22 protein-coding genes are annotated in these 22,431 nt (G+C 65.3%); 8 read left to right on the forward strand and 14 right to left on the reverse strand.

The features are described from left to right. The first annotated feature begins 278 nt into the window (after positions 1–278). A protein-coding gene (locus JZ792_RS22765; RefSeq protein ID WP_216913134.1) for an IS3 family transposase occupies positions 279–1,411 on the forward strand; the annotation gives its coding sequence in 2 pieces (ribosomal slippage) (positions 279–540 and positions 540–1,411; 1,134 coding nt in all). A gap of 103 nt (positions 1,412–1,514) precedes the next feature. Here JZ792_RS22765 and JZ792_RS22770 read toward each other — a convergent pair. From JZ792_RS22770 to rpsF, 6 genes are all read right to left on the reverse strand, one after another. Continuing rightward, the gene (locus JZ792_RS22770) at positions 1,515–2,069 is read right to left on the reverse strand and encodes a TnsA-like heteromeric transposase endonuclease subunit (RefSeq protein ID WP_308165408.1); all 555 of its coding nucleotides are present in this window, start codon (positions 2,067–2,069) and stop codon (positions 1,515–1,517) included. Positions 2,070–2,371: 302 nt separating this feature from the next. Next, on the reverse strand, positions 2,372–3,754 hold the full coding sequence (dnaB, locus tag JZ792_RS22775) for a replicative DNA helicase (RefSeq protein ID WP_216913136.1): 1,383 nt from the start codon (positions 3,752–3,754) through the stop codon (positions 2,372–2,374). Positions 3,755–4,412: 658 nt separating this feature from the next. Then, positions 4,413–4,865 (reverse strand): 50S ribosomal protein L9, encoded by a 453-nt coding sequence (rplI, locus tag JZ792_RS22780; RefSeq protein ID WP_216913138.1) that lies wholly within the window; start codon positions 4,863–4,865, stop codon positions 4,413–4,415. 17 nt (positions 4,866–4,882) lie between these two features. Continuing rightward, positions 4,883–5,134 carry a 30S ribosomal protein S18 gene (gene rpsR, locus JZ792_RS22785; RefSeq protein WP_067786801.1) on the reverse strand — a complete coding sequence of 84 codons (252 nt, stop codon included), beginning with the start codon at positions 5,132–5,134 and terminating at the stop codon, positions 4,883–4,885. Between the two features lie 91 nt (positions 5,135–5,225). Next, positions 5,226–5,780: a single-stranded DNA-binding protein gene (locus tag JZ792_RS22790; RefSeq protein WP_109523029.1), complete on the reverse strand. Its 555-nt coding sequence runs from the start codon at positions 5,778–5,780 to the stop codon at positions 5,226–5,228. Between the two features lie 93 nt (positions 5,781–5,873). Further along, the gene (gene rpsF, locus JZ792_RS22795) at positions 5,874–6,161 is read right to left on the reverse strand and encodes a 30S ribosomal protein S6 (RefSeq protein WP_109523030.1); all 288 of its coding nucleotides are present in this window, start codon (positions 6,159–6,161) and stop codon (positions 5,874–5,876) included. 134 nt (positions 6,162–6,295) lie between these two features. On the opposite strand from rpsF, the gene JZ792_RS22800 reads away from it, so the two are divergent. Next, positions 6,296–7,678, forward strand: coding sequence for a glycosyltransferase family 87 protein (locus JZ792_RS22800; protein WP_216913140.1), 1,383 nt, complete (start codon positions 6,296–6,298; stop codon positions 7,676–7,678). A gap of 78 nt (positions 7,679–7,756) precedes the next feature. On the opposite strand, the gene JZ792_RS22805 is transcribed toward JZ792_RS22800, so the two are convergent. From JZ792_RS22805 to JZ792_RS22815, 3 genes are all read right to left on the reverse strand, one after another. Next, entirely contained in the window at positions 7,757–8,377 is a 621-nt protein-coding gene (locus JZ792_RS22805; protein WP_216913142.1) for a Tellurium resistance, read from the reverse strand. Between the two features lie 104 nt (positions 8,378–8,481). Then, the gene (locus JZ792_RS22810; RefSeq protein ID WP_216913144.1) at positions 8,482–9,591 is read right to left on the reverse strand and encodes a DUF475 domain-containing protein; all 1,110 of its coding nucleotides are present in this window, start codon (positions 9,589–9,591) and stop codon (positions 8,482–8,484) included. Positions 9,592–9,755: 164 nt separating this feature from the next. Then, a complete protein-coding gene (locus JZ792_RS22815; RefSeq protein ID WP_109523033.1) occupies positions 9,756–10,331 on the reverse strand; it encodes a TerD family protein in 576 nt (191 codons plus the stop codon). A gap of 204 nt (positions 10,332–10,535) precedes the next feature. On the opposite strand from JZ792_RS22815, the gene JZ792_RS22820 reads away from it, so the two are divergent. From JZ792_RS22820 to JZ792_RS22840, 5 genes are read left to right on the forward strand one after another with little or no spacing between them, the layout of a single operon-like run. Next, on the forward strand, positions 10,536–11,753 hold the full coding sequence (locus JZ792_RS22820; RefSeq protein ID WP_216913146.1) for a hypothetical protein: 1,218 nt from the start codon (positions 10,536–10,538) through the stop codon (positions 11,751–11,753). A 13-nt stretch (positions 11,754–11,766) separates the two neighbouring features. Continuing rightward, positions 11,767–12,981: an HpcH/HpaI aldolase/citrate lyase family protein gene (locus tag JZ792_RS22825; protein ID WP_216913147.1), complete on the forward strand. Its 1,215-nt coding sequence runs from the start codon at positions 11,767–11,769 to the stop codon at positions 12,979–12,981. Positions 12,982–13,040: 59 nt separating this feature from the next. Then, positions 13,041–14,480: a phosphoribosyltransferase family protein gene (locus tag JZ792_RS22830; RefSeq protein ID WP_216913161.1), complete on the forward strand. Its 1,440-nt coding sequence runs from the start codon at positions 13,041–13,043 to the stop codon at positions 14,478–14,480. Then, on the forward strand, positions 14,477–15,643 hold the full coding sequence (locus tag JZ792_RS22835; protein ID WP_216913148.1) for a cysteine protease StiP family protein: 1,167 nt from the start codon (positions 14,477–14,479) through the stop codon (positions 15,641–15,643). Before JZ792_RS22830 ends, JZ792_RS22835 begins: the two co-directional genes overlap by 4 nt. Before the next feature lie 60 nt (positions 15,644–15,703). Continuing rightward, positions 15,704–16,486: an HAD family hydrolase gene (locus JZ792_RS22840; RefSeq protein ID WP_254190186.1), complete on the forward strand. Its 783-nt coding sequence runs from the start codon at positions 15,704–15,706 to the stop codon at positions 16,484–16,486. Positions 16,487–16,568: 82 nt separating this feature from the next. Here the strand turns inward: JZ792_RS22840 and JZ792_RS22845 are convergent, their stop codons facing one another. The 5 genes from JZ792_RS22845 to JZ792_RS22865 all read right to left on the reverse strand — a co-directional run bounded on the left by JZ792_RS22845 (position 16,569) and on the right by JZ792_RS22865 (position 21,490). Then, on the reverse strand, positions 16,569–17,621 hold the full coding sequence (locus JZ792_RS22845; RefSeq protein ID WP_216913150.1) for an alpha/beta hydrolase: 1,053 nt from the start codon (positions 17,619–17,621) through the stop codon (positions 16,569–16,571). Between the two features lie 154 nt (positions 17,622–17,775). Further along, positions 17,776–19,281: a hypothetical protein gene (locus JZ792_RS22850; protein ID WP_216913151.1), complete on the reverse strand. Its 1,506-nt coding sequence runs from the start codon at positions 19,279–19,281 to the stop codon at positions 17,776–17,778. A gap of 64 nt (positions 19,282–19,345) precedes the next feature. Then, positions 19,346–20,107: an AIM24 family protein gene (locus tag JZ792_RS22855; protein ID WP_109523041.1), complete on the reverse strand. Its 762-nt coding sequence runs from the start codon at positions 20,105–20,107 to the stop codon at positions 19,346–19,348. 47 nt (positions 20,108–20,154) lie between these two features. Beyond that, positions 20,155–20,856, reverse strand: a complete 702-nt coding sequence (locus tag JZ792_RS22860) for an AIM24 family protein (protein ID WP_216913152.1) — start codon at positions 20,854–20,856, stop codon at positions 20,155–20,157. A gap of 10 nt (positions 20,857–20,866) precedes the next feature. Further along, on the reverse strand, positions 20,867–21,490 hold the full coding sequence (locus tag JZ792_RS22865; protein ID WP_109523043.1) for an AIM24 family protein: 624 nt from the start codon (positions 21,488–21,490) through the stop codon (positions 20,867–20,869). Between the two features lie 252 nt (positions 21,491–21,742). Between JZ792_RS22865 and JZ792_RS22870 the strand changes: the two genes are divergently transcribed. Beyond that, positions 21,743–22,431, forward strand: a 689-nt coding sequence (locus tag JZ792_RS22870) for a TerD family protein (RefSeq protein WP_216913153.1), incomplete at its 3' end; no start/stop codon positions are given.

Consider the following 22,431-nt stretch of genomic DNA (forward strand, 5'->3'; position numbering starts at 1 on the left):
GCCTCGTATCGCAATGGCGCACCGGCATCTGAAAACCCCTCCCTCCGACGGACCCCCGAGGCCGTCGCCGCGACAACCCTCGTAGCCCAGCCCGGATTTGTCAATTCGACACTGCGACGGCCAGAAAGCGCCGTGGCAGGGGCGCGAAGGCCCGATAGAGATTCGATGAAGAGTTGCGCGGACTCGCGCTACGCATCTGACTGGAGCCCGTTGAGCAGGTCCAGTGGTTGTGCGAGTTCTGATGCACCAGAATGGGTGCAGGAGGACGACAACACGCCATGGCACGACGACATACCCCTGAGCAGGTCATCCGGAAGCTCCGCGAAGGCGAGAAGCTGATCGGGCAGGGCTTCTCGATCGAAGAGGTCTGCAAACACCTCGAGATCTCCGACGCTTCCTGGCACCGCTGGCAAGCCCAGTACGGCGGGATGAAGTCCGACGACGCGAAACGGCTCAAGGAGCTCGAGCGGGAGAACGCGCGGCTGAAGAAGATGGTCGCTGAGCAAGCCCTCGATATCGACATGCTCAAGGAAGTGAACCGGGGAAATTTCTGAGCCCGGACCGTCGTCGCAGAGCAGTCGTTGTTCTGCAGCAACGGTTTCGGGTGTCGCAACGACGCGCCTGCGTGGTCGTGGGGCAATCCCGATCGGTCCAGCGCCGACCACCCACGATCACTGAACTCGACCGGGCCTTGCGGGCGCGGTTACGGGAAATCTCCGCCGAGCATCCGCGGTGGGGATGGCGCAAAGCCCACGCTTTATGTCGGGGCGAGGGATTGGTAACCAACCATAAACGGACCCAACGGCTTTGGCGGGAGGAAGGACTGAAACGACCAGCTCGTGTCCGGAAGAAGCGGCGGATCGGGACCGGCCGCAATCAACGGTTGCGGGCAACCGCACCTGATCAGATGTGGGCGTTGGATTTCCAGGTCGATGTCACCGTCGACGGGCGTCAGGTCCGGTTCCTCAACATCGTCGAGGAGTTCACGCGGGAAGCATTGGCCACCCGCGCTTTTCGGTCGTGCACGTCGGATCGGTTGGTCGGGGTTCTCGATGAGGTCATCGCTGCCACTGGCCGGCGACCAATCCATATCCGGATGGATAACGGCACCGAGATGACCGCGCACGCGATGCGGGATTGGTGCCGGTTCACCGGTGTCGATGCGTCGTTCATCGATCCGGGATCGCCGTGGCAGAACGGGATTTGCGAGTCGTTCAACGGGCGTTTCCGTGACGAGTTCTTGTCGTGCGAGGTGTTTCATTCGTTGACCGAGGTCCGTGTTCTTGCCGAGGACTGGCGGATCGAGTACAACAGTTACCGACCCCACGGGTCGTTGGGCTTCCTCAGCCCGGAAGCGTTCCGTGAGCAGTGGTCACCGACCGAGTTTCAGCAGCAGCTACAACTCGCATAGCCGGCGGACCCGCCGATGGGGCCCAGTCACATCGAAGGGCGTCAGGCTGTGAAGACATATTCGCGACAGTTGTTGCACTCGAGAGTTCGCTCATGTCGATTGTTCAGTGTTGCCGCCACAACAGATGCAGAATCGCCGACCTCACCGCCGGTTGCGGCCGGGCAGGCAGGCATCGCAACGATGTACCCAGCGTGTCTCCGTCCAGTACGACAGATCGAAGTTCATCGAGCAGCTCGCCCTCGAACAACCAGTCCCGGCGATAACCAGCCAGAAATCGGGTATTCGCCAGCTCGACCTCACCCGGTTCGCTGGCCACCTCATACACCCAGCCCTTCGACTCGACCGCCACTCGTGTCCAACCGAACGTGAACGCGACCGCCGGACACGACAGTCGAGCAGCGGGTTTCACATCCACCACCACCGGCCCCTCATCGGTCAGCAGTAGATAGTCGGGCACATGCCGACACCGCCTACCGGCCACGTTCGCTTCCAACGGAAACGGCTGAGCCTTGATCCGTCGCACCGACCGATCGAAATCCGCCACCAACAGCCGCGACAACTCCAACCGCGACTCATAGATCACCAACGCCCGCTCCGTGCTCGACCAATACGAGCCCGAATAGTGCCGTTGACCCTGATGCCACGAAACCTCCGCCACGGAGCAGCCACCAACAGGCGGTCCACCCCCACCTCACCCCACGCGACATCGGTCCCGGCCCCCGCCTGGCCGTCCCCACGGATCGAGGCCACTACGTCACGGGGTCGACTCTCGTCCACACCACCCATGTCGCTCCTCCTCGAAGGAACAACCCTATCCGTCGAGGGTCTACAAAGATGGTCCCCCGATGGCGCGAAAATGGCGCAAGAGAAGCTTGTTTCAGTAAAACCGCGGATATGCCAAGCGGGCGTCACTCCAGATGAGGTTGCGCCAAGTTGGATGAGATCCAACAGAAGAAACGCCTATCCGCGCGCCATGTCGACGAAGCGCGACAAATGCAATTGGTGGGCGACGGTGATCGTGGCGGTCGGACCGTTACGGTGTTTGCCGACAATGAGATCCGCCTCGCCGCCTCGCGGATCGTCGCGTTCGAACGCGTCGGGCCGGTGCAGCAGGATGACCATGTCGGCATCCTGTTCCAGCGAGCCGGATTCGCGCAGGTCAGAGACCATGGGGCGCTTGTCGGTGCGCTGTTCGGGACCACGATTCAGCTGACTGATCGCGATGACGGGAACCTCGAGTTCCTTGGCGAGCAGTTTCAGATTTCGCGAGAAGTCCGAGACTTCCTGCTGACGTGATTCGACTTTCTTACCCGAGGTCATCAGCTGGAGGTAGTCCACCACGACGAGTTTCAGGTCGTGGCGCTGTTTGAGCCGCCGCGCTTTGGCGCGAATCTCCATCATGGTGAGGTTCGGTGAATCGTCGACGAACAGCGGCGCCTCGCTGATCTCGCTCATCCGCCGCGCCAGTTTCGTCCAGTCGTCGTCGCTCATCCGCCCCGAACGCATATCGCCGAGTTTGATCTTCGCCTCCGCCGACAGCAGTCGCATGACGATTTCGGTGCGACTCATCTCCAGCGAGAAGATGACACTCGGCAACCCGTGTTTGATCGAGCAACTCCGCATGAAATCCATTCCCAGCGTGGATTTCCCGACGCCGGGGCGGGCGGCGACGATGATCATCTGGCCGGGGTGCAGGCCGTTGGTGAGTTCGTCGAGTTCGGTGAAGCCGGTGGGGACGCCGAGGGAGATGCCGCCGCGGGAGGCGATGGAATCGATTTCGTCCATCGTCGGCTGGAGAAGATCTTCCAGTGGCATGAAATCTTCGGTGGTTCGGCGTTCGGTGACCTCGTAGACCTCGGCCTGGGCGCGGTCGACGACTTCGGCGATGTCCTGGCCGTCGGCGCCCGCGTAACCGTATTGGACGATGCGGGTGCCCGCTTCGACGAGGCGGCGCAGGATGGCCTTCTCGGCGACGATCTCGGCGTAGTAGCCGGCGTTGGCGGCGGTGGGGACGGTCTGGGTCAAGGTGACCAGGTAGGACGGGCCGCCGATGCGTTTGAGTTCGCCTTTGCGGTCCAGGCCCGCGGAGACGGTGACGGGGTCGGCGGGTTCGCCGCGTCCGTACAGATCGAGGATCGTGTCGTAGACGGCTTGGTGCGCGGGGCGGTAGAAATCGCCCGGGCGCAGCACTTCGATGACGTCGGCGATGGCGTCCTTGCTGAGCAGCATTCCGCCGAGTACCGACTGTTCGGCGGCCATGTCGTGAGGTGGCTGCCGCCCGAAGTCCTCGCCGGGAGGTTCGGGCGGGTAATTCGTGTGCCCTCGATCGTCGGTGGCTGTCACGAGACTCGACCGTCCTCTCTGCCCCACGATCGGGTGCCACGCTATCGGTACTCGTTCTACTCCCGGGTACCGACAAGTTCGTCGTCGGGGGTCGCCGTATCGGTGCCGTCAGCGGTTCTACCTGCGGTCCAGCAAACTGATCCGATGGTGGCCTCGCGGCGATTCGTTCACGACGATGCGATGAACCTAGGCCACGCGCGAGCGGCTGCCAAGGGTGGTTGTGTACACATCTGTGGATAACTTGGGGACTGTTAACCCAGTGTTGTGCACCTCCTGTGGACAACTTGGGGAAAACCCAGGTCATCCGGCCTAAAGATGCTGATAGGTATTGGTTTCGCAGTTCATCGGGGTGTGGATCAATGACACTGCGGCGTGTCGGTGAAGTTGAACAGCCGGGCGTGTTGAGTTAACGGCTCGTGTACAAGTTATGAGCTGTATCACATTACGATCGGTTGGTTTCTCCAGTAATCCACAGGCTGAATAACCGGTGGTAGAGCCGGTGCCGAAATCGACGTCCTGTGGTCCAGCGCACAGCGGATCGAGAATGGCAAATATCCCGCTAATAATTCGGTGCGCATACCGAAGACCACTCCCGTGCGAACACGGGAGTGGTCTTTCACCGAATATGGCGCGAATCACCCGAAGGTGACACCGGAGATCAGTTGGCCGCGACCTGAAGGTCGAACTTGGCCGCGACATCGGGGTGCAGGTGCACCACGATGCCGTGCTTGCCGGTGCTCTTGATATGCGACTTCGGCAGCTCGATGCTGCGCTTGTCGATGACCGGACCACCGGCGGACTTGATGGCCGCGGCCACGTCGGCCTGGGTCACCGAGCCGAACAGTTTGCCGGTGCCCGCGGTCTTCACGTTCAGCGAGACCGACTCCAGGCCCTCGATGGCCTGCTTCAGCTCGTTGGCGTGATCCAGGTCGCGCACCTTGCGCGCGTCCTGGGCACGGCGGATGCCCTCGACCTGCTTCTGGGCGCCACGGCTGGCGACGATGGCCAGACCGCGGGGCAGCAGGAAGTTACGGCCGTAGCCGTCCTTCACCTCGACGCTGTCGCCGGGTGCGCCGAGGTTGTCGACATCAGCAGTCAGAATCAGCTTCATTTTGCGTGTCTCCCTTCTCAGCGAGCCGTCGACACGTAAGGCAGCAGGGCCACCTCACGGGAGTTCTTCACGGCAACGGCGATATCGCGCTGGTGCTGAACGCAATTGCCGGTGACACGGCGGGCGCGGATCTTGCCCCGGTCGCTGACGTACTTGCGCAGCAGCGTCGTGTCCTTGTAATCGATCGAAACGGTACCGGACTTGGCTTCCTTGCAGAAAGCGCAGGCCTTCTTCTTCAGTACCTTTTCGCGCGCGGGCGCTTTAGGCATGGTCTATTACTCCGTAATCACTGATGGTCCGTCTCGGACGCGCGTACCTTCGCAGGTCGTCGCGGCCGAGCCGGTCCGATGAGAGCCGTTGTCAGAACGGCGGTTCGTCGTCTACGCGGCCGCCCCCGAAGGAGGAGCCTGCTGTGGGCGCGTTGCTCCACGGGTCGTCCTCGGCACCGCCGGAACGACCGCCACCACCGCCGGAGGAGGAGGCGTTGAAATTACCGCCGCCACCGCCGCCGCTGCCGGAACCGAATCCACCGCCGCCGCCACCGCCACCGCGATTGGCCTTGTTGACCTTCGCGGTCGCGTAGCGCAGCGAGGGACCGACCTCGTCGACCTCGAGTTCCACGACCGTGCGCTTCTCACCCTCGCGGGTTTCGTAGGAGCGCTGCTTGAGCCGTCCACTCACGATGACGCGAGCGCCTCGGGTCAAGCTCTCGGCGACATTTTCCGCAGCTTCGCGCCAGATGTTGCAGCGCAAGAAGAGCGCTTCGCCGTCTTTCCATTCATTCGAATTACGGTCGAACACACGGGGAGTCGATGCGACGGTGAAATTCGCCACCGCCGCGCCCGCGGGCGTGAATCGAAGCTCGGGGTCAGCCGTCAGATTTCCGATGACGGTGATGACCGTGTCGCCTGCCATGTGGTTCCTCCTGCTCGGTGTGCAGTTCGCCCTACACTCGCTTGTCGCGCTAGAGCCTAGAGATAGGCACCGACGCTGACGAGTGCTGGAGAACTACTTGTCGTGGCGCAGGACCTTGGTACGCAGCACCGACTCGTTCAGACCCAGCTGGCGGTCGAGTTCGTTCACCGTGGCGGGGGTCGCTGTCAGATCGACCACCGCGTAGATGCCCTCGGCCTGCTTGCGGATCTCGTAGGCGAGCCGGCGGCGGCCCCAGATGTCGACCTTGTCGACTTTGCCGCCTTCGGTCTTGACGACGCTCAGCATGTTGTCCAGCGACGGACCAACAGTGCGCTCGTCCAGGCTCGGGTCGAGGATAACCATCACTTCGTAATGACGCACGGACCAATCACCTCCTGTGGACTAGGAAACGGCCACGGACGGTCCGTGGCAGGAGGGTCGTTGCGTCAGCAACCCGACAAGGCTACATGACCAGGCCGTGACCTCTGAAATTCGCCCTCATCTAGGGTGGATTCATGTCGACCGGACCCGCCGCCAGCGATCTGTTCGCCGGCCGGGTGGCACGCCGCACCGCCTTGGCGATCGCGGTCCTGCTGCTGTGCGGGCTCACTCTGGCGCTGGGTTACGCGAACAAGGCGCGCTGCGCGACGGGGCCGATCGACGAATCCGGACGCAGCACGATCTTCGACACGATCAAGGATTCGGATGTCTGCTATTCCGATATCCAGTTGCTGTGGCTCGGTCGCGATATCGACCTGCACGTCTTCCCGTATATCGACGGCGGGATCACCGACGACGGCGCCCTGGTCGGCGGCGCGGTCGAATATCCGGTGCTCAGCGGCACGATGATGTGGCTCGGCGCGCTCGGGGCCGATGACGACGCGGAATTCCTGCGGTACACGGCGCTGATCCTCGTGCCGTTCGCCCTGCTCACCGCGTGGCTGCTGTTCCGGCTGGCGGGCCGGGCCGCGCTGCTGTGGGCGGCCGGTCCGCCGCTGGTGCTCTATGCCTTCCACAACTGGGAACTGCCCGTGGTGTGTACCGCGGTGGGCGCGGTCTACGTGATGATCTGCCTCCAGCGGATATCGCTGCGGACCAGGGCGGTGCTGGCGGCGGTGCTGCTCGGGCTCGGTTTCTGCCTCAAGCTGTATCCGGGCATCTTCGTGCTGCCGCTGATGGCCTACGTCATGACCCACGGTGACGAGCCGGACGAGGGACGCGGTCTCGACGTGCGCGGAGCGCTGCTGACCGCGGCGGCGGCCGTCGGCACCGTGGTCGCGGTCAATCTGCCGTTCGCGCTGGCGGGCTACGAGGGCTGGCGCGCCTCGATCACCTTCCAGCAGATGCGTCAGGCCGATATCACCACCAACTCGCTCTGGTACTGGGGTCTGCGCCGGTTGTACGGCGACAACGCCGACAGCGAATCCTCGTTCCAGCACACGGTGTCGATCGCCTCGCCCGCCCTGGTGGTCGGATCCTTCGCGTTGGCCATGTGGCTCGGCAAGCGGCGGTACGCGGCGATCGGGGTGTTCCCGTGGGTGGGGGTCAGCGGCGCGATGCTGTGCGGATTCCTGCTTTTCCACAAGGTGCACTCACCGCAGTACACGCTGTGGCTGATCCCGTTCCTGGTATTGCTCGAAGTGCCGTGGTCGTTGATCGGCTGCTATCTGGTCGCCGACGCGGCGATCGGCGTCGGCGTGTTCCGGTACTTCTACGCGATCACCTCGGGAGGTTCGGTCGAGATGACCGAGAACGTCGTGCAGTTCGGCGTGTGGGGTCGCGCGATCCTGCTGGTGCCGTTGTATTTCCTGTTCGTCCGGGCGGGTATGCGCGGTATCCGGCCCGCGCCGAGCGCGTTGCCGCGCAGCGCGTCCGGTGAACTGGTGCCCACCGGATAGTCGAAACCCACGCCGCGCTTCGGCGTCGAATCGATTGTGGCGGAGGTGATCCGGGTGCGCGGTGCCTATACGCGACGACTACTTGGTCGTGCTGTGCCAGCGCATACCCCAGCCGTACGCCTCGTCGATATGACGCTGGGTCCCGTTGATGTAGTTCACTTCCCGATTCACGACGAGTCCCGATCCCCGGTTCTCCAGCAGCGCGACGGCACAGCAGCGCGCTCCCCTGGAGGGCGAATCGAGTGACATCTCCACCCGCGGCCCCTCGGTCGGGAACAGCGTCACCACCGCGTCGGCGGCGGCCCAGTTCGGCACGCCGTCGTAGATGAAGGCGAAGATCAGGATGCGCCGGAACAATTCGGGCCGGGTGAGATCGATGTGCAAGGTCTCGCCGCCACCATTGCCGTCGCCGCCGGTGCGATCGTCGCCGTCGAGCCGGATATACGGTGCGTCGTCGATGGATCCGAAGTTGTTCCCGACTGCCTGCACGACACCCTTGTCACCGTCGGACAACTCGTAGAGGCACCCTAGGTCGAGATCGACCGGCTTGGCGCGGCGTAACAACCCGCGCGGGCGACTCGACCATCTCAGATGCGCTCGCATCACGCCTTGTCGCGCACCGGGTTCGATGAGATTGACACTCGGTGTCGCCTTGGACAGTGTCACAGTCGCCATGTCGACGTCGCCGGGATGGGTCATCGGCGGGTGTGCCCCCTCGTGAATGCGGCAGAAAGAAAAGTGGCAGCGGATCCGTCCTGAGACGGGGCCGCTGCCACCGGAATTCGTCGGCTGCTTGCCGGGGGTCAGCCTACCGGCGTCACCGAACGTTCTTTCTCGACTTCGTCCGGATCGCCTTCACGACGGTTGCGGATGATGCTGGTGATGAACGCCGCGCCGATGAACGCGACACCGACCAGGCCGGTGATGATCTCGTCGATGTGCACACCGATCGAGACCAACAGGATCACCGCGAGCGCGCCGATCGCCCAGTGCGCGCCGTGCTCGAGGTAGACGTACTCCGAGAGCGTGCCCTTGCGCACCAGGTACACCGTGATCGATCGGACGAACATCGCACCGATCAGACCCAGGCCCAACGCGATGATGATCGGGTCGGAGGTGATGGCGAAGGCGCCGATCACGCCGTCGAAGGAGAACGACGCGTCGAGGACTTCCAAGTAGAGGAACAGGAAGAAGCCCGCTTTACCGGTGGCCTTGACCAATTCGGAGGGACCGCCGCTGGGGTTCTCCAGATCCTCGGTGTGGAACATCGAGCCCAGGCCGTCCACCGCGATGTAGGTGATCATGCCGAGCAGGCCCGACAGCAGGACGGTGGCTCGATCCTCGTCGTGGGCGACGAGTTCCGCGATCAGCACCAGGCCGATGCCCGCGACGACGACGGAGGCCATATCCAGCTTGCCCGCCTTGGCCAGCGGCTTCTCGAGCCAGCTCAGCCAGGTGATGTCACGCTCCTCGAAGATGAAGTTGAGGAACAGCAGGGCCAGGAACATGCCGCCGAACGCCGCGATCTGCGGATGCGCGTCGGTCAGCAGGGTTTCGTAGCTGGCACTGCCGTCGGGGAAGTAGGCGGCGTCGTCGGCGGGCGGATTGAGCGCCAGATCGAAGGCCTCGGCAGGGTTGAGTCCGGCCGTGATCCAGACGATCGCCAGCGGAAACACCAGGCGCATACCGAAAACAGCGATCAGTACGCCGATGGTGAGGAAGATCTTCTGCCAGAAGTCGCTCATCCGTTCCAGGACGGTGGCGTTGATGACAGCGTTGTCGAACGATAGCGACACTTCGAGGATGCCGAGGATCGCACAGAGCACCAGGGCCTCTGGGCCGCCGTACAGCAGCGCCACGACGAGCGACACCACCGTGACGACGCCGGAGAGGCCGAAAATACGCAGGACCACGCGGGGACCTTTCATTGCTTCGGGAACAGATTCGGCGAGATTGATACCAGCGTGGCCGTTGAACCGCCGTATGTCCAACGATGCGTCCAGGGAGTTCAGGGGGTATGGACGCGGACGGAGGGGGCTCGTCTCCGAGCCCCCTCCGCACGTGAGATGCGTGTTACTTAGACGTTGACGCCGTAATCCTTGGCGATACCCGACAGGCCGGAGGCGTAGCCCTGGCCGATGGCGCGGAATTTCCACTCGGCGCCGTTGCGGTACAGCTCACCGAAGACCATGGCGGTTTCGGTGGAGGCGTCCTCGGACAGGTCGTAGCGGGCGAGCTCGGTGCCGTTGGAGCGATCGACCACGCGAATGTAGGCGTTGCGCACCTGGCCGAACGACTGCTGCCGGGTCTCCGCGTCGTAGATCGAGACGGGGAAGAAGATGCTCTCGATCGTGGGCGGGGTGCCTGCGAGGTTGACGTTGATCACCTCGTCGTCGCCCTCGCCCTCGCCGGTGGTGTTGTCACCCGCGTGTTCGATGGCGCCCTCGGGCGACTTCAGGTTGTTGAAGAACACGAAGTGCTGATCCGACACCACCTTCTTGTCCGCTCCGGTCGCGATGGCGCTGGCGTCCAGATCGAAGTCGGTTCCGGTGGTGGTCCGAACGTCCCACCCCAGCCCGACGGCAACAGCAGTAAGGTTAGGCGCCGCCTTGGTCAGCGAGACATTGCCGCCCTTGGACAAACTGACACCCATGCGGGATTCCCTTTCAATAGTCCGTCTGTGGTTCCCAGCATGTCCGAATCGCCGGGTACGAGTTACGACAGTAGTAGGTTTCGGCGAACTTGCGTAGGAACTGGGGGAACCCTCGGCGAACAGGACCATCTCCTATGGTGCTGCGCCGGACATCGGCGCGACATTGTCCGCTCGATAGTCACCTTCAGCACCTACCATCGGGGCGTGGCAGGCCGTAGGCGTGGCTGGTTCCGGTCATCCGGTAACAGCGAATGGATTCAGCAGGCCCGGTCGCAGCTCGCGGACGCGTTCCTCGACATGGACCGGCGACAGAGTGCGGCCGATGCGGCGGTGCTCGCCTCCGACGAGGTGTTCCCCGAACGTCGATTCGCCGCGGCGTGGGAGCCGGTTCGCAGCCGTTGCTACGACGCCTCCGGCGCGTACTTGGCGCTGGCAGACGAGCTGGAAACCGCGGAGCGGGACAACTCCCCGCTACCGCAGGGACAGGAGCGCACGGCGACCGTCACGCGGCGTCTCGCCGATGCCGCGCGCGCGGTGGACGAGTTCTATCAGGCCAACCGGTCGCGGCTGGAAGAGGCGGTCGCGATACATCGAACGGTGCCGCAACTGGCCCACCAGGTGAAGGTGACGGCGGCGGGAGTGCGGGCGCAGGCGGCGAATTCCGAGTACGCCGACTATCCGTCGGTGCGCGCGTGGTCACGCACGGTCGATGAGGCTCTCGTCACATTGGAGGCCGCGGGTGGTCCGGGCGCCGCGGGCGCGGTGCGCGAGGCCGCGAACCGCTTGGAGTACGCGACGAGGGAACTGGCGGATGCGCTGGCGCAAGCGCCATCTCGCAACGCCGCAGCGAATACCGCGATATCCTCGGTGAATACCAGGTTGGCCGCGGTTCGCAACCGCTCGGCGGGGTTGGCGCCCGCCTATTCGGCACTGCTGCGTGAGTTCAACGCTGCGAGTTCGGCCGATCTGGCGAACAATGAGCGAGAAAGCCAGCGAGCCATCGATGCCGCCGCCGAAGCCCTCGACGGGGCACGGGCGGCATCGGCGCAGAACAACCCGGAGTCCGCACTTGAATTGACCACTACCGCGCGCGGGAATCTCGCCGAGGCCGAACGACAGGTCGACGCCGTCACCAAACGGCTCGCTCTGCTGCGTGAAGTCCGGGCAAATCCGCGAGAACGGGCCGAGGCCGTACGATTCCGGCTGCGGGATGCGCAGATGCTCGCGGTGAGCCGCGGGCTCGTCGGCGAATGGGGATCTGTGCTCGACGCACAGGTCGACCGCATCGATCGAATTTCCGAACCACTGTCGGGGCGACACCCCGACTACTTGGCCTATGTGACGGAACTGGATGCCGTCACCGAGTTCATAGCCGGGGTAGTGGATCGCATGAGGAAACACACAGGACCACGACGAGAATGAGGATGGGCCCTCGATGACCGCAGGCATCGCCGTCCAGCAGGAGATTTCCCTGCGGAAGCGACTGCCGCTGCGCCATTTTCGGCAGCTGCAAGGGCCGGATATCCGGCATCTGTTCCATCGGCAACCGGAACCGTTCGGCGATCACGCCGACCGGGAGCTACTGGCGTACGCGCTCGGCGCCACGCTCTACGCGCCCGCGACCAGAGCGGATCTGGCCGAGACGATTCGCCGACGCGCCGCGCACGGCGTGTGCTCGATGGTGATCGATCTGGAGGACGCCGTCGCCGACCACGAGGTCGAGATGGCGAAACTCCAGGCCGTGGAAACCCTCGACCTGTTGGCGACCAGTCACGATCCCAATCCGCTGCTGTTCATCCGGGTGCGCGACGCGGACACGATCGGCGAGATCGTCGAACGGCTGGGTCCGGGCGCGGCCGCGCTCACCGGTTTCGTCTTCCCCAAATTCGACTGCGCCACCGGACAGAAGTATCTGGACGCGCTCGATTACGCGGCGACCAGGATGGAGCGGCCGGTGTACGGGATGCCGGTGCTGGAATCGGCGTCGCTGGTGCATCGCCAAACCCGTGACCAGGAGTTGAGCGGGATCGCGGCGATGCTGGCCGAACATCGGGAGCGGGTGCTCGCGGTGCGGATCGGGGCGACGGATATGTGCTCGACCTTCGGTATCCGCCGTGACCGTGATCTCACCATCTACGACGTGCGGGTGGTCGCCGATGTGATCGCCGACATCGTGAACTACCTCGGGCGCATGGACGGCACCGGTTACGTCATCACCGGGCCGGTGTGGGAGTACTTCGCCGACCACGAACGTATGTTCCGGCCGCTGCTGCGCACCGCGCCGTTCGAGGAGTCCGACGCGGTGCCGTTCCGCAGGTATCTGGTGTCGAGGGATCTGGACGGGCTGCTGCGCGAGATCAGCCTGGACCGGGCCAACGGCATCCAGGGCAAGACGGTGATCCATCCCTCGCATGTGGCCGCCGTGCACGCGCTGTCGGTGGTCACCCACGAGGAGTACTCCGACGCCCTCGACATCCTTCAGGTCGATGTCGGTGGGGTGGCGGCCTCGGAATACCGGAACAAGATGAACGAGATGCGACCTCACCGCAGTTGGGCCAGCCAGACGCTGCTGCGCTCGCGGGTGTTCGGGGTCGCCAACAAGGGAGTGTCCTTCGTGGATCTGCTGTCGGCGTTGGTGCAGGTCCGGTGAGCGAACGCGGTAACAGCGGTACGCACGTCGAGCCAATCGGCGAAGGTGATCACCCTTCGATCGAATTACCTTGGGCTACAAGAGAATTAGGTATCGAATTACGTCATCACGCGTCCTACGGCGCCGGTGACGGCAGTACGTTGCCCAGCGAATTGCGGATCGGCGAGCTGGTCCGGCCGGGGTTGCGGCGCAATCCGCGCCGGGCGCATCTGCTGGTGTCGACCGTGCTCGGCAAGCATCTGCCGACCGATCCCCGCGTCGTGCTCGACGCGGGAAACCGGCTCGGTGATCTGGTGACCGCCGCGCTGACCGCGCGTCGCGAGGTCGACCGGCTTACCGTCGCGTCGTCGGGCGTCTCCGCCGTCGTGCTCGGGTTCGCCGAAACCGCGACCGGGCTCGGACATACGGTCGCCGCTCGCATCGGTGCGCGGTGCTATCTGCATTCCACCCGTCGCGATGTTCCCGAGGCGCAGACCCTCACCGGGTTCGAGGAGGGGCATTCGCACGCCACCTCGCATCTGCTGCAACCAGCTCCGGCGGAGATCTTCGTCAACGATCTGCCGTTGGTGCTGGTCGACGACGAGATCTCGACCGGCGCAACGGCTATCGACGCGGTGCGCGCGCTGCATGCGTTCGCGCCGAGGTCGCATTACGTGCTCGCCTCCCTGGTCGATATGCGCACCGGGGAGGATCGCGCCCGCTTCGAAGCAGCGGCCGCCGAACTCGGGGCCGTCATCGACACGGTGTGCCTGGCCTCGGGGCACACCGTGCTGCCGGAAGGGCTGGTCGACGCGGTGACCGCGTTACCGGAGGCCGAACTCAATCCGACCGCGTCGCGTCGGGGCACCTGCACCCGGGTGCGTCTGCCGTGGCCGGATCACGTGCCGGAGGGCGGCAGGCACGGAATTCTCGACGCCGATGCCGACGCGTTCGAGGCCGCGCTGGCCGAGGCGACCGCGGGGCTGCGGGCGGATCTGGATCCCGCGCGTCCCGTCATCGTCATCGGGCACGAGGAGCTCATGTACCTGCCGCTGCGATTGGCGGCCGAACTCGCCGAATCCGGTGTGCCGAGCCGGTTCCAGACGACCACCCGCTCACCCGCGTACGTACTCGACGCGCCGGGATACCCACTGCGGCGCGGATTCCGTTTCGCCGCACCGGAATCGGATGTGGAGGCACCGCGCTACCTGTACAACGCGCAGTGGGAGGACGATGTCGACGCCGTGTGGGCCCATCTCACCGGCACGAGCGACGCGCCAGCCGCCCCGGTGCTGGTCGTGGTGATCGACGCACCCGCCGATACCCCCGAACTGGTGGCCGAGGGCGGGCTGCTCGACGTGCTCACCGCAGCGGGCAGCGACGTCGTCGTCGCGGTGCTGCCGGGAGCCGACCCGCGCAAATTACATGCCGAGCGCAGCGAAACGCCGCACGGCACCGTACTCGATCCCGTCGGCGTCGCCGGGGCCCCGATTTCGAAGATCCCGGTGGAGTCCACGTGAACGCAGCATCGAACAGTTCGCCGGGTTCGGCGCTCGACCTTCCCGATCCGCTCTACGGCCCGGAATTCGGATCGTATGCGGCGCACGAGGTGTCCTGGCTGTTGAAGGATCTCTCCGGCGCCGACCTGGAAGCCGATGTGGCCGAACGGGAGCGCCGTATCCAGGCCGGTGACGCGCACTACGCGGAATCGCTTCCCATCGAATTCCAGCCCGACGCCGCGTATCGCGAATTGTTCGACCACGTGCTGACCGAGAGCGCGCACCGGCTCGCGCTCGCGGTCGCGACGGTGTCGGAACTGGTCGTCGCCGAGCGCGGCGAGAACATCGTGCTGGTCTCGCTGGCCAGGGCGGGCACCCCGATCGGCATCCTGATGAAGCGCTGGCTGGGCTCGGATCGCGGTGTGGGCAAGGCCGCGCTCGACGTTCCGCATTACGCGGTCTCCATCGTGCGTGATCGCGGCATCGATACCGTCGCACTGGATTATATTGCGCGCCACCATGATCCGGCCTCGGTGGTCTTCGTCGACGGATGGACCGGCAAGGGCGCGATCACCAGGGAGCTCACCGAAGCGCTCGACGCCTACCACGCGGCGGGCGGCGCGCGATTCGACGGTGAACTCGCCGTTCTCGCCGATCCCGGCCACTGCGTGCGCACCTACGGCACCCGCGACGACTTCCTGATCGCCTCGGCCTGCCTGAATTCGACCGTGTCGGGCCTGATCTCACGCACGGTCCTGAACGACACACTCATCGGCCCCGGTGAATTCCACGGCGCCAAGTTCTATCGCGACCTCGCCGACGCCGATGTGTCCGGCGGACTCCTCGACACCGTGAGCGCGGCGTTCGACACCGTCCGCGACCGCGTGCCCGCCGAACTCGCCGCCATCCTGGCGAGTGACCGGACTCCCACCTGGTCGGGCTGGGCCTCGGTCGAGAAGGTGCGCGAGGAATACGGCATCGCCAGCGTGAATTTCGTGAAACCCGGTGTCGGCGAGACGACCAGGGTGCTGTTGCGCCGGGTGCCGTGGCGAGTGCTGGTCCGCGAGGCGGACGCGCCCGAGCACGCGCACCTGCGGCTGCTCGCGGCGGCGCGTGGAGTTCCGGTGGAAGTCGTTCCCGACCTGGCCTATTCGTGCATGGGATTGATCAAGGAAGTGCAGTAGCGAATGCTCCTACGTAATACACGAAGACAGGCCCTGATCGCGACGGACCTGGATCGGACGATGATCTACTCGCGCAACGCCTTCAGCACGACCTCGGAAGTGCCGATGGTCTGCGTGGAACATCTGGAGGGCGCGCCGCTGTCGTTCATGACGACCGCCGCGGCGCTGCGGATGCAGTCGCTCACCGAACCCGCCGCGGTCATCCCGACCACCACCCGCACCATCAAACAGTTCAACAGGATCAAGCTGCCGGGTGCGCCCTGGCGCTACGCCATCACCAGCAACGGCGGGAATATCCTGGTCGACGGCGTACCGGATATGCGCTGGCGCATCGACATCGACGACCAGGTGCGCGCGGGCGGCACGACGCTGTCGGAGGTGAGCGCCGAACTGCGCTCCCGTATCGATGATTCGTGGGTTTCCAAATTCCGCATCGCCGACCACCTGTTCTGCTACCTGGTGGTCAAACCCAAGGAAGTCCCCGAAGGTTTTCTCGCCGAATGGGGTTCGTGGTGCGGTGCGCGCGGGTGGTCCGCCTCGCAACAGGGGCGCAAGATCTACACGATGCCGAACGCGGTATGCAAGAGTCTCGCCGTCGCCGAGGTGCGCAGGCGACTACTCGAGTCGGGTGAACTCGCTTCCGCGGCGAAGACTTTCGCGGCGGGCGACGGTGCACTCGACGCAGAGATGTTGCGCGCCGCCGATTCGGCCATCCGCCCGCGGCACGGAGAACTCGAACAACTCAACTGGACCAGCCCGAACCTGACGATCACCGAGGCGACCGGGATCATGGCGGGAGAAGAGATCGTGAACTGGTTCATCGACGCGGCCCCTGCCGCGTAGGGCACAGCGGCCCCTGCCGCGTAGGGCACAGCGGCACCCGCCGCGTAGGCCGCCGCCGCGCGACGGCCTACGGTCGATCCGACTACGGTGTGCTGAACAGGCCTTCGGCCAGCACCGGCCACGACGACTTCAGATCGTCCTGCCAGTAACCCCACGAATGGGTGCCGCTGTTGCGGTAGACGAATTTGGCCGGAATGCCCAGCTGGTTCAACCGGGTGTTCATGTTGTGGTTCGACCAGTTGACGCCACTTTCGATGACCGAACCGATCGCCACCACCTGCGGGGTCTCCGCGGGGGATTCCATCCGGAATTTGCCGCCCGCCTGGTCGAATTCACCAGGAATGCCGTTGCCGGTGGAAAAGAACAGGTTGGTGCCGCGCAGCTTCTCGGCGTTCACCATCGGGTCGTTGGCCCGCCACAGCGGGCTGTCGGTCGGACCCCACATGTTGCGGGTATCGCCGCCGCCCCACGTCTCCACGGTCAGCTTGACCATCTGCTGCCCGATCGGGTCGCTGACCTGGGCGATACCGCTGTAGGTCGCGACGCTGCGGAACAGGCCCGGCTTCGCGATCGCGAAGTTGAGCACCGAGGTGCCCGTCATCGAGAGCGCGGCCACGGCATTGACGCCGTTGGTGCCGAGCGCCGCGTCGACCAGCGGCGGCAATTCCTCGGTGGTGAAGGTCTGCCATTTGTTCACACCGAGCACCGGATCGGGATTGATCCAGTCGGTGTAGAAACTCCACGCGCCGCCGACGACCTGCACCACATTGATGTTCTTGCCGCCGAGGAATTCCAGCGCGTCGGTATTGCGCTTCCACGACGCGTCGTCGAGACCGCCGCCCGCACCGTTGAACAGGTACAGCGAAGGCCGGGCTTCGGAGGTGTCGCTCGGACGCAGCACGTCGACGGCGACCGTATTGTTCATGGCCGCGGAGAACACGTGCAGTCGCACATTGCGACTGTCCTTGACCTCGATCTTCTGGATATACGAACCATCCGGGGATTTCACCGATGTCTCGACGACACCGGGACTGTTCACCGGCTCGGCAGTCGCGGGAGACATTCCGATCCCGAGCGCGACCGCGCTCGCGACCGCCGCGAGTGCGACCCGTCTCCTGGTGCGGTGGTGCGACATCCGCTTCCCCTCTGTCTTCTTCTCGTGCGATCGACACACTTGTCCACGAGGCTGATCGGAATTCCCCCCGCCTGTGTTACTCGCCGATATTTCGGACCGAGTATCAGGGCGTCGGGAGGGTGTCCCGCGGTGGCTCGGACTCGTCCGCGCGGGATCAGCGTCCGTCGCGCAGGGAGATCAAGCCGCCCAGTGTGCCGACGTACGCGGCGCCGTCGGGGCCGAGGGCGATGCCCGCGTAGTTGTTGTTGAAGCCGAAACCCACTCCGGACAGGCGTTTCCACACCACTTCGCCGGTGCGGTAGTCCAGGGCGGTCCAGTACCAGGGATCGGTCGGCTGGGTGCCTTTGGTGTAGGTGTAGACGAGGCCGGTGGCGAGGGAGAGTTTCGGGACGACGCTCGGGGCGGCTTCGGTGTCGTTGGTCCAGGCCAGGGTGCAGCCGTTGCCGTCCGGGTCGATGTCGACGCGGGCGAAGCCTGGGGTCGTGGTGGCGCCGAGCATGGTCGAGCGCGGATTCGCGTAGCCGTAATTGTTCTCGACGATGAGGGTGCGGCCCGCGCCGATGAGGGAGTTCTCGGTGGCGCTCGCACCGGGTGCGAAAACCGGGACGGCGCAGACCTCGCGGTCGGCGGCGGTGGGTGCGGTGCGGTAGACGACGACGTTCATCGGGTCGGCGTTGTCGGTGATGGCGACGTAGCCGTCGGGTAGCACGGTGGGTGTGGTGCCGGTGCCGTCATCGACCTGGCCGGGTTTGCGTTGGCCGCTGTTGGCGTAAGTGACGCGCCAGGTGATCAGGGGGGAGCCGTCGGTGGCCGCGTCGAAACGCAGCAGTTCGCGATTGGTCGCGATGTAGACCTCGCCCGAATCGCCGACCGCGAACGAGTTCTCGATCTGGCCGTCTTCACCGGAACCGAGTCGGATCGTCCGCGCCGCCCCGGTGTCCGGGTCGACGGTGCCGACGACGCCGTTGGTCTTCGCGACGAACCAGATCAGGCCGTTCGAATCGGGCAGCGCCGAGTTGAGGGTTTCCCCCGGTTGCAGGACGGCCGTCAGGTCGTAGTCGCGGACCAGCGAGAAGCCGTCGGCGGCCGGGGTTTGCTGGAATACCTGGAGGTGGCCGGTTCCGGTGCCGATGACGGCGCGGTCCTCGTTGTCCAGGTAGAAGTAGCCGCCGCCACCGAAGTTGTTGAAAGCGCCCGGTTTCAACAGATCGAGCGGGCCGCGGCCGGGCAGCGGATGTTTGCCGAGCACCGCGAGGGAGTTCGGATCGATGATGTAGAGGCCGGGCGCCACGCCGAGACAGGTGGTGACGATCCGACCGGCCCGATCGAAGGCGACCGAGCCGCATTCGCTGGCCAGCAGCATCGAATTGACCCGGGTGTCGTAGCCGAGGGGGCCGGGGCGGGTGTAGCTGTCGCTCATCCAGCCGTCATTGTGGATACCGGAATCGCCGTTGGGCGCGAGGAAGGGGTGTCGCGGGACGGGCGCAATCCCTGGGATCGGCGCGGCGACGGCGGGCGCGCCGAGGAATTCGGGGATGTCGGGACCGGCGGGCACCGACGGTATGGGTACGGCGCCCAGCGGTCCCGCACCGCCGATCAAGGCGGCGGTGCAGGTGAGGGCGGTGATCCACATCAACCGTGCGGCTCCGGAGCCGAGCATGCGCGACACGGTGCACACGGTAGCCGAGTGCACCGTGACGCCGTGCCGGGCATGCTCGGGGCGGTCAGTACTGCTGTTGACCCGCGAGCTGCTGGGCGATCACGGACTGGATCCGCTGGAGACCGCCCACGGTCATCCCGCTCTGCAACTGGCCCTCGATCGTGCGGACCAGCACGGAATCGCTCATCACCTTCTCGCTGGACTGGATGAGCACCGTGCCCGCGCCGGTGAAATCGAATTGCCGTTCCTCGCCGGAGTTCACGCCCATGCGCGCCGCGCCCGCCGCCAGGAAATCGGTGACCCAGCGCTGGTCGTAATGGTGACTCGGTGACGGGCAGTCGGCCCAGCCGACCAGCGATTCCGGGTCGACCCGCAGCGGCGGTTCGGCGAACATCACCGGGCCGTTGGAGGAGGCGAGGAATTTGCCGGTGCCGATCAGGGTGAGGAAGCCGGGCACGATCGACTGGTTGAGCGACAGACCCGGTTCGAACGCCAGCAGATTGGCGGCGCGAATCGTGAGGTTGCCCTCTTCGAGATCGTAGGAATTGATGTTGTAGCCGCGGTCGCCGATGATCAGCTTCCCGTGGCCCTCGGCCACGACGTAGTCACCGGTGAACAGCGGCGCGGAGAATTGCTGCGACACCATTTGCAGCAGTCCGCCGTGCAGGCCGTGGGTGAGCATCTGGAAATTGATCTGCCCGTAGTAGGCGATCATCGCGCCCTTGCGCATGAACCACGGCCGGGTCAGGTCGATGCAGTAGGCGTAGTCGTTGCCCGGGACGTTGTCGCTCTCACCGAGATTCGCCGGGCTGAAAACCTGTGCCATCACCGCACCTCGCCGATTCGTCGGATCCTGATTCGCTCAGACATATCTCACAACTTCTCTTCGGAGGCCTGCACGTAGACGACGCCCTGTCCGACGCAATGCAACTGCATCGCCTCGCCGGAGCCCTTGCCGACCGCGTCGCGCCAGCTGAGTGCCGATTTCAGTTCGGTCTGCACATTGCCGTACGCGGCGACGAACGCCTGCGGATCGACCACGATCGGATGCGGGCCGCCCACCTGCAATTCCAGGAACCCGCCGTGGGCGAGCAGGACCGCGGACCCCTGGCCCGCGAGCTGGGTGGTGAACATGCCCTGACCGGTCAGGGTGCCCGCCGCGGCGCCGCGCAGCGCGCCCATGATGCCGCCGCCGCCACCTCCGCCACCGCCGCCGGAACTCATCACCGAGACGATCGAACTCTGCAATTGCGCGCTGTTGGCGAGCAGTCGCGACGCCTCGACCCGCAGGGTCGCGCCGGGCTGCATCTGCACCACGTGCACTTCGAGTCCGGCCAGGCCGTAATGCACTTCGCCGTTGCCCTGGGCGAGCATGGTGCGCTCGTGCTCACCGGCCATCATCCGGCCCGCCATCCCCATGATGCCGCCGCCGCCCATCCCCTGCGCGCCGGGAATCTGGTGCGGTGAGAAGGAGATATCGCCGGTGTAGAACAGCATCGCGCCGTTGCGCGCGACAACGCCGCCCGCCATGCCGACGTTGACCTTGACGACTTTTCCGTTGACTTTCTCGAACATGGACCTGCCCCTACCGTTCCGCCGGCTGGATCAACACGACGCCCTGGCCATCCCAGCGCAGCGAGAAAGCCTCGCCCGCGTCCTGGCCGACCACCGTCCGCCACGACACATCGGTGACGAAGGACTGCTGGAGGTTGCCCTGCGCCGCCACGAACGCGTCCGGGTCGACGATCAGCGGGTACTGCGGCGACACCTCGAGGTGGATCAGCGGACCGCCCGCCGACAGCAACGCGACCTGGCCCTGACCCGACACCGTCGTGGTGAACAGGCCCGCTCCGGTCGACGCGCCCCGCACACCGGCGAAACGCACGTCGGTGCGCAGGTTTCCGGCGAAGGCGAGCAGCTGCTGCGATTCGACCTGGAGGGTGTCGCCGTTGATGTTGATCACGGTGACGTCCTGGCCGTTGACGGCGAAGAAGACCCGGCCGTTCCCGCCGCATTCCATCAGCGACAGTTTCTCGCCGGTCGCGCGCCGCTTCATGCCCGCGAGTACACCGTCGCCGCCGCCGAATCCGGCGCTCTTGAACTGGACGTTTCCTTCATAGGCGATCATCGAGCCGGAGATCGCGCGGATACTTGTTCCGGCGAGGTGCGCCTCGATCACCTTTTTCGACTGTTCGAACAGTTGCGCCATGGGGGAGTCTGCCTGCTGTCTTGTCCGGGAATGTGGGAGTTCTCGCCACTTCCAACTGTTTTCCGCGGGAGGTTCCCGCACCCCGTAGATCGCGCGGGACCGCGCAAATGTGTCCCATCGATCTCTCGTGTGCCGACACACTAACCGATCTCGGCCTGGGAGTCGGGGTCGTGTACGGCGCTTACCCGGGTCGCACCGAGTCCGTTTCTCGTAGAGTGGCTACCGAACGCACCGACAAGCGAAGGGTCGACCTTGTCCGCAACACTCGCCAAGGGCCAGAACGGGCCGCTGGCCTCCAATGATGTGGTGATCTCCATCCAGCTGACGGCTCCGGCGGATCTGTCCGCGCTCCTGGTGACCGAGCGAGGCAAGGTCAGAACCGACGCGGATTTCGTATTCTTCAACCAGCCGAGCGGACCGGGCGTGAACCTGCAACCCGCACCCGCCGGGCAGTCCGCCTCGCTGGCGGTGTCGCTGAACGCCGTGCCGCAGGACATCGACCAGATCCGCGCGGTGATCACCCTCGACGACCCGTCGAGCAGTTTCGGGCAGTTCGCCCCGCCGACCGCCGTCGTCTCCGACTCGGCGGGCAACCGGTTGTACGAGTACCAGATCGGCGGGCTGGCGACCGAGTCGATCGTCATCGCGCTCGAGCTGTACCGCCGCCAGGGCACCTGGAAGGTGCGCGCGGTCGGTCAGGGGTACGCGGGGGGATTCGCGGCGCTGGTCACCGATCACGGTGTGAGCGTCGAGGACTCGCCCCAGCCCGCGCAACAACCCGCCGCCCAGCAGCCGGCCGCGCCGCCGCCCGTCCCGCCGCAGCCGATGGCGCCGCCCACCCAGCAGGCCCCGCAGTACGCGGCGACCGGCGCGTATCCGCCGCCGACCCAGGGCTACCCGCCGCCGCCGACCCAGGGTTACCCGCCCCCGCCCACTCAGGG

The sequence above is a fragment of the Nocardia noduli genome, from assembly GCF_019038455.1.
GTDB classification, from domain to species: Bacteria; Actinomycetota; Actinomycetes; order Mycobacteriales; family Mycobacteriaceae; genus Nocardia; species Nocardia noduli.

Coding starts and splice junctions, on each gene's coding strand:
- JZ792_RS22860 (WP_216913152.1), bottom strand. CDS start 20,856: ATGTTCGAGAAAGTCAACGGAAAAGTCGTCAAGGTCAACGTCGGCATG.
- JZ792_RS22850 (WP_216913151.1), bottom strand. CDS start 19,281: ATGCTCGGCTCCGGAGCCGCACGGTTGATGTGGATCACCGCCCTCACC.
- JZ792_RS22840 (WP_254190186.1), top strand. CDS start 15,704: ATGATCTACTCGCGCAACGCCTTCAGCACGACCTCGGAAGTGCCGATG.
- rplI (WP_216913138.1), bottom strand. CDS start 4,865: ATGAAGCTGATTCTGACTGCTGATGTCGACAACCTCGGCGCACCCGGC.
- JZ792_RS22815 (WP_109523033.1), bottom strand. CDS start 10,331: ATGGGTGTCAGTTTGTCCAAGGGCGGCAATGTCTCGCTGACCAAGGCG.
- JZ792_RS22790 (WP_109523029.1), bottom strand. CDS start 5,780: ATGGCAGGCGACACGGTCATCACCGTCATCGGAAATCTGACGGCTGAC.
- JZ792_RS22855 (WP_109523041.1), bottom strand. CDS start 20,107: ATGGCACAGGTTTTCAGCCCGGCGAATCTCGGTGAGAGCGACAACGTC.
- JZ792_RS22845 (WP_216913150.1), bottom strand. CDS start 17,621: ATGTCGCACCACCGCACCAGGAGACGGGTCGCACTCGCGGCGGTCGCG.
- JZ792_RS22800 (WP_216913140.1), top strand. CDS start 6,296: ATGTCGACCGGACCCGCCGCCAGCGATCTGTTCGCCGGCCGGGTGGCA.
- rpsR (WP_067786801.1), bottom strand. CDS start 5,134: ATGCCTAAAGCGCCCGCGCGCGAAAAGGTACTGAAGAAGAAGGCCTGC.
- JZ792_RS22805 (WP_216913142.1), bottom strand. CDS start 8,377: ATGACCCATCCCGGCGACGTCGACATGGCGACTGTGACACTGTCCAAG.
- JZ792_RS22825 (WP_216913147.1), top strand. CDS start 11,767: ATGACCGCAGGCATCGCCGTCCAGCAGGAGATTTCCCTGCGGAAGCGA.
- JZ792_RS22865 (WP_109523043.1), bottom strand. CDS start 21,490: ATGGCGCAACTGTTCGAACAGTCGAAAAAGGTGATCGAGGCGCACCTC.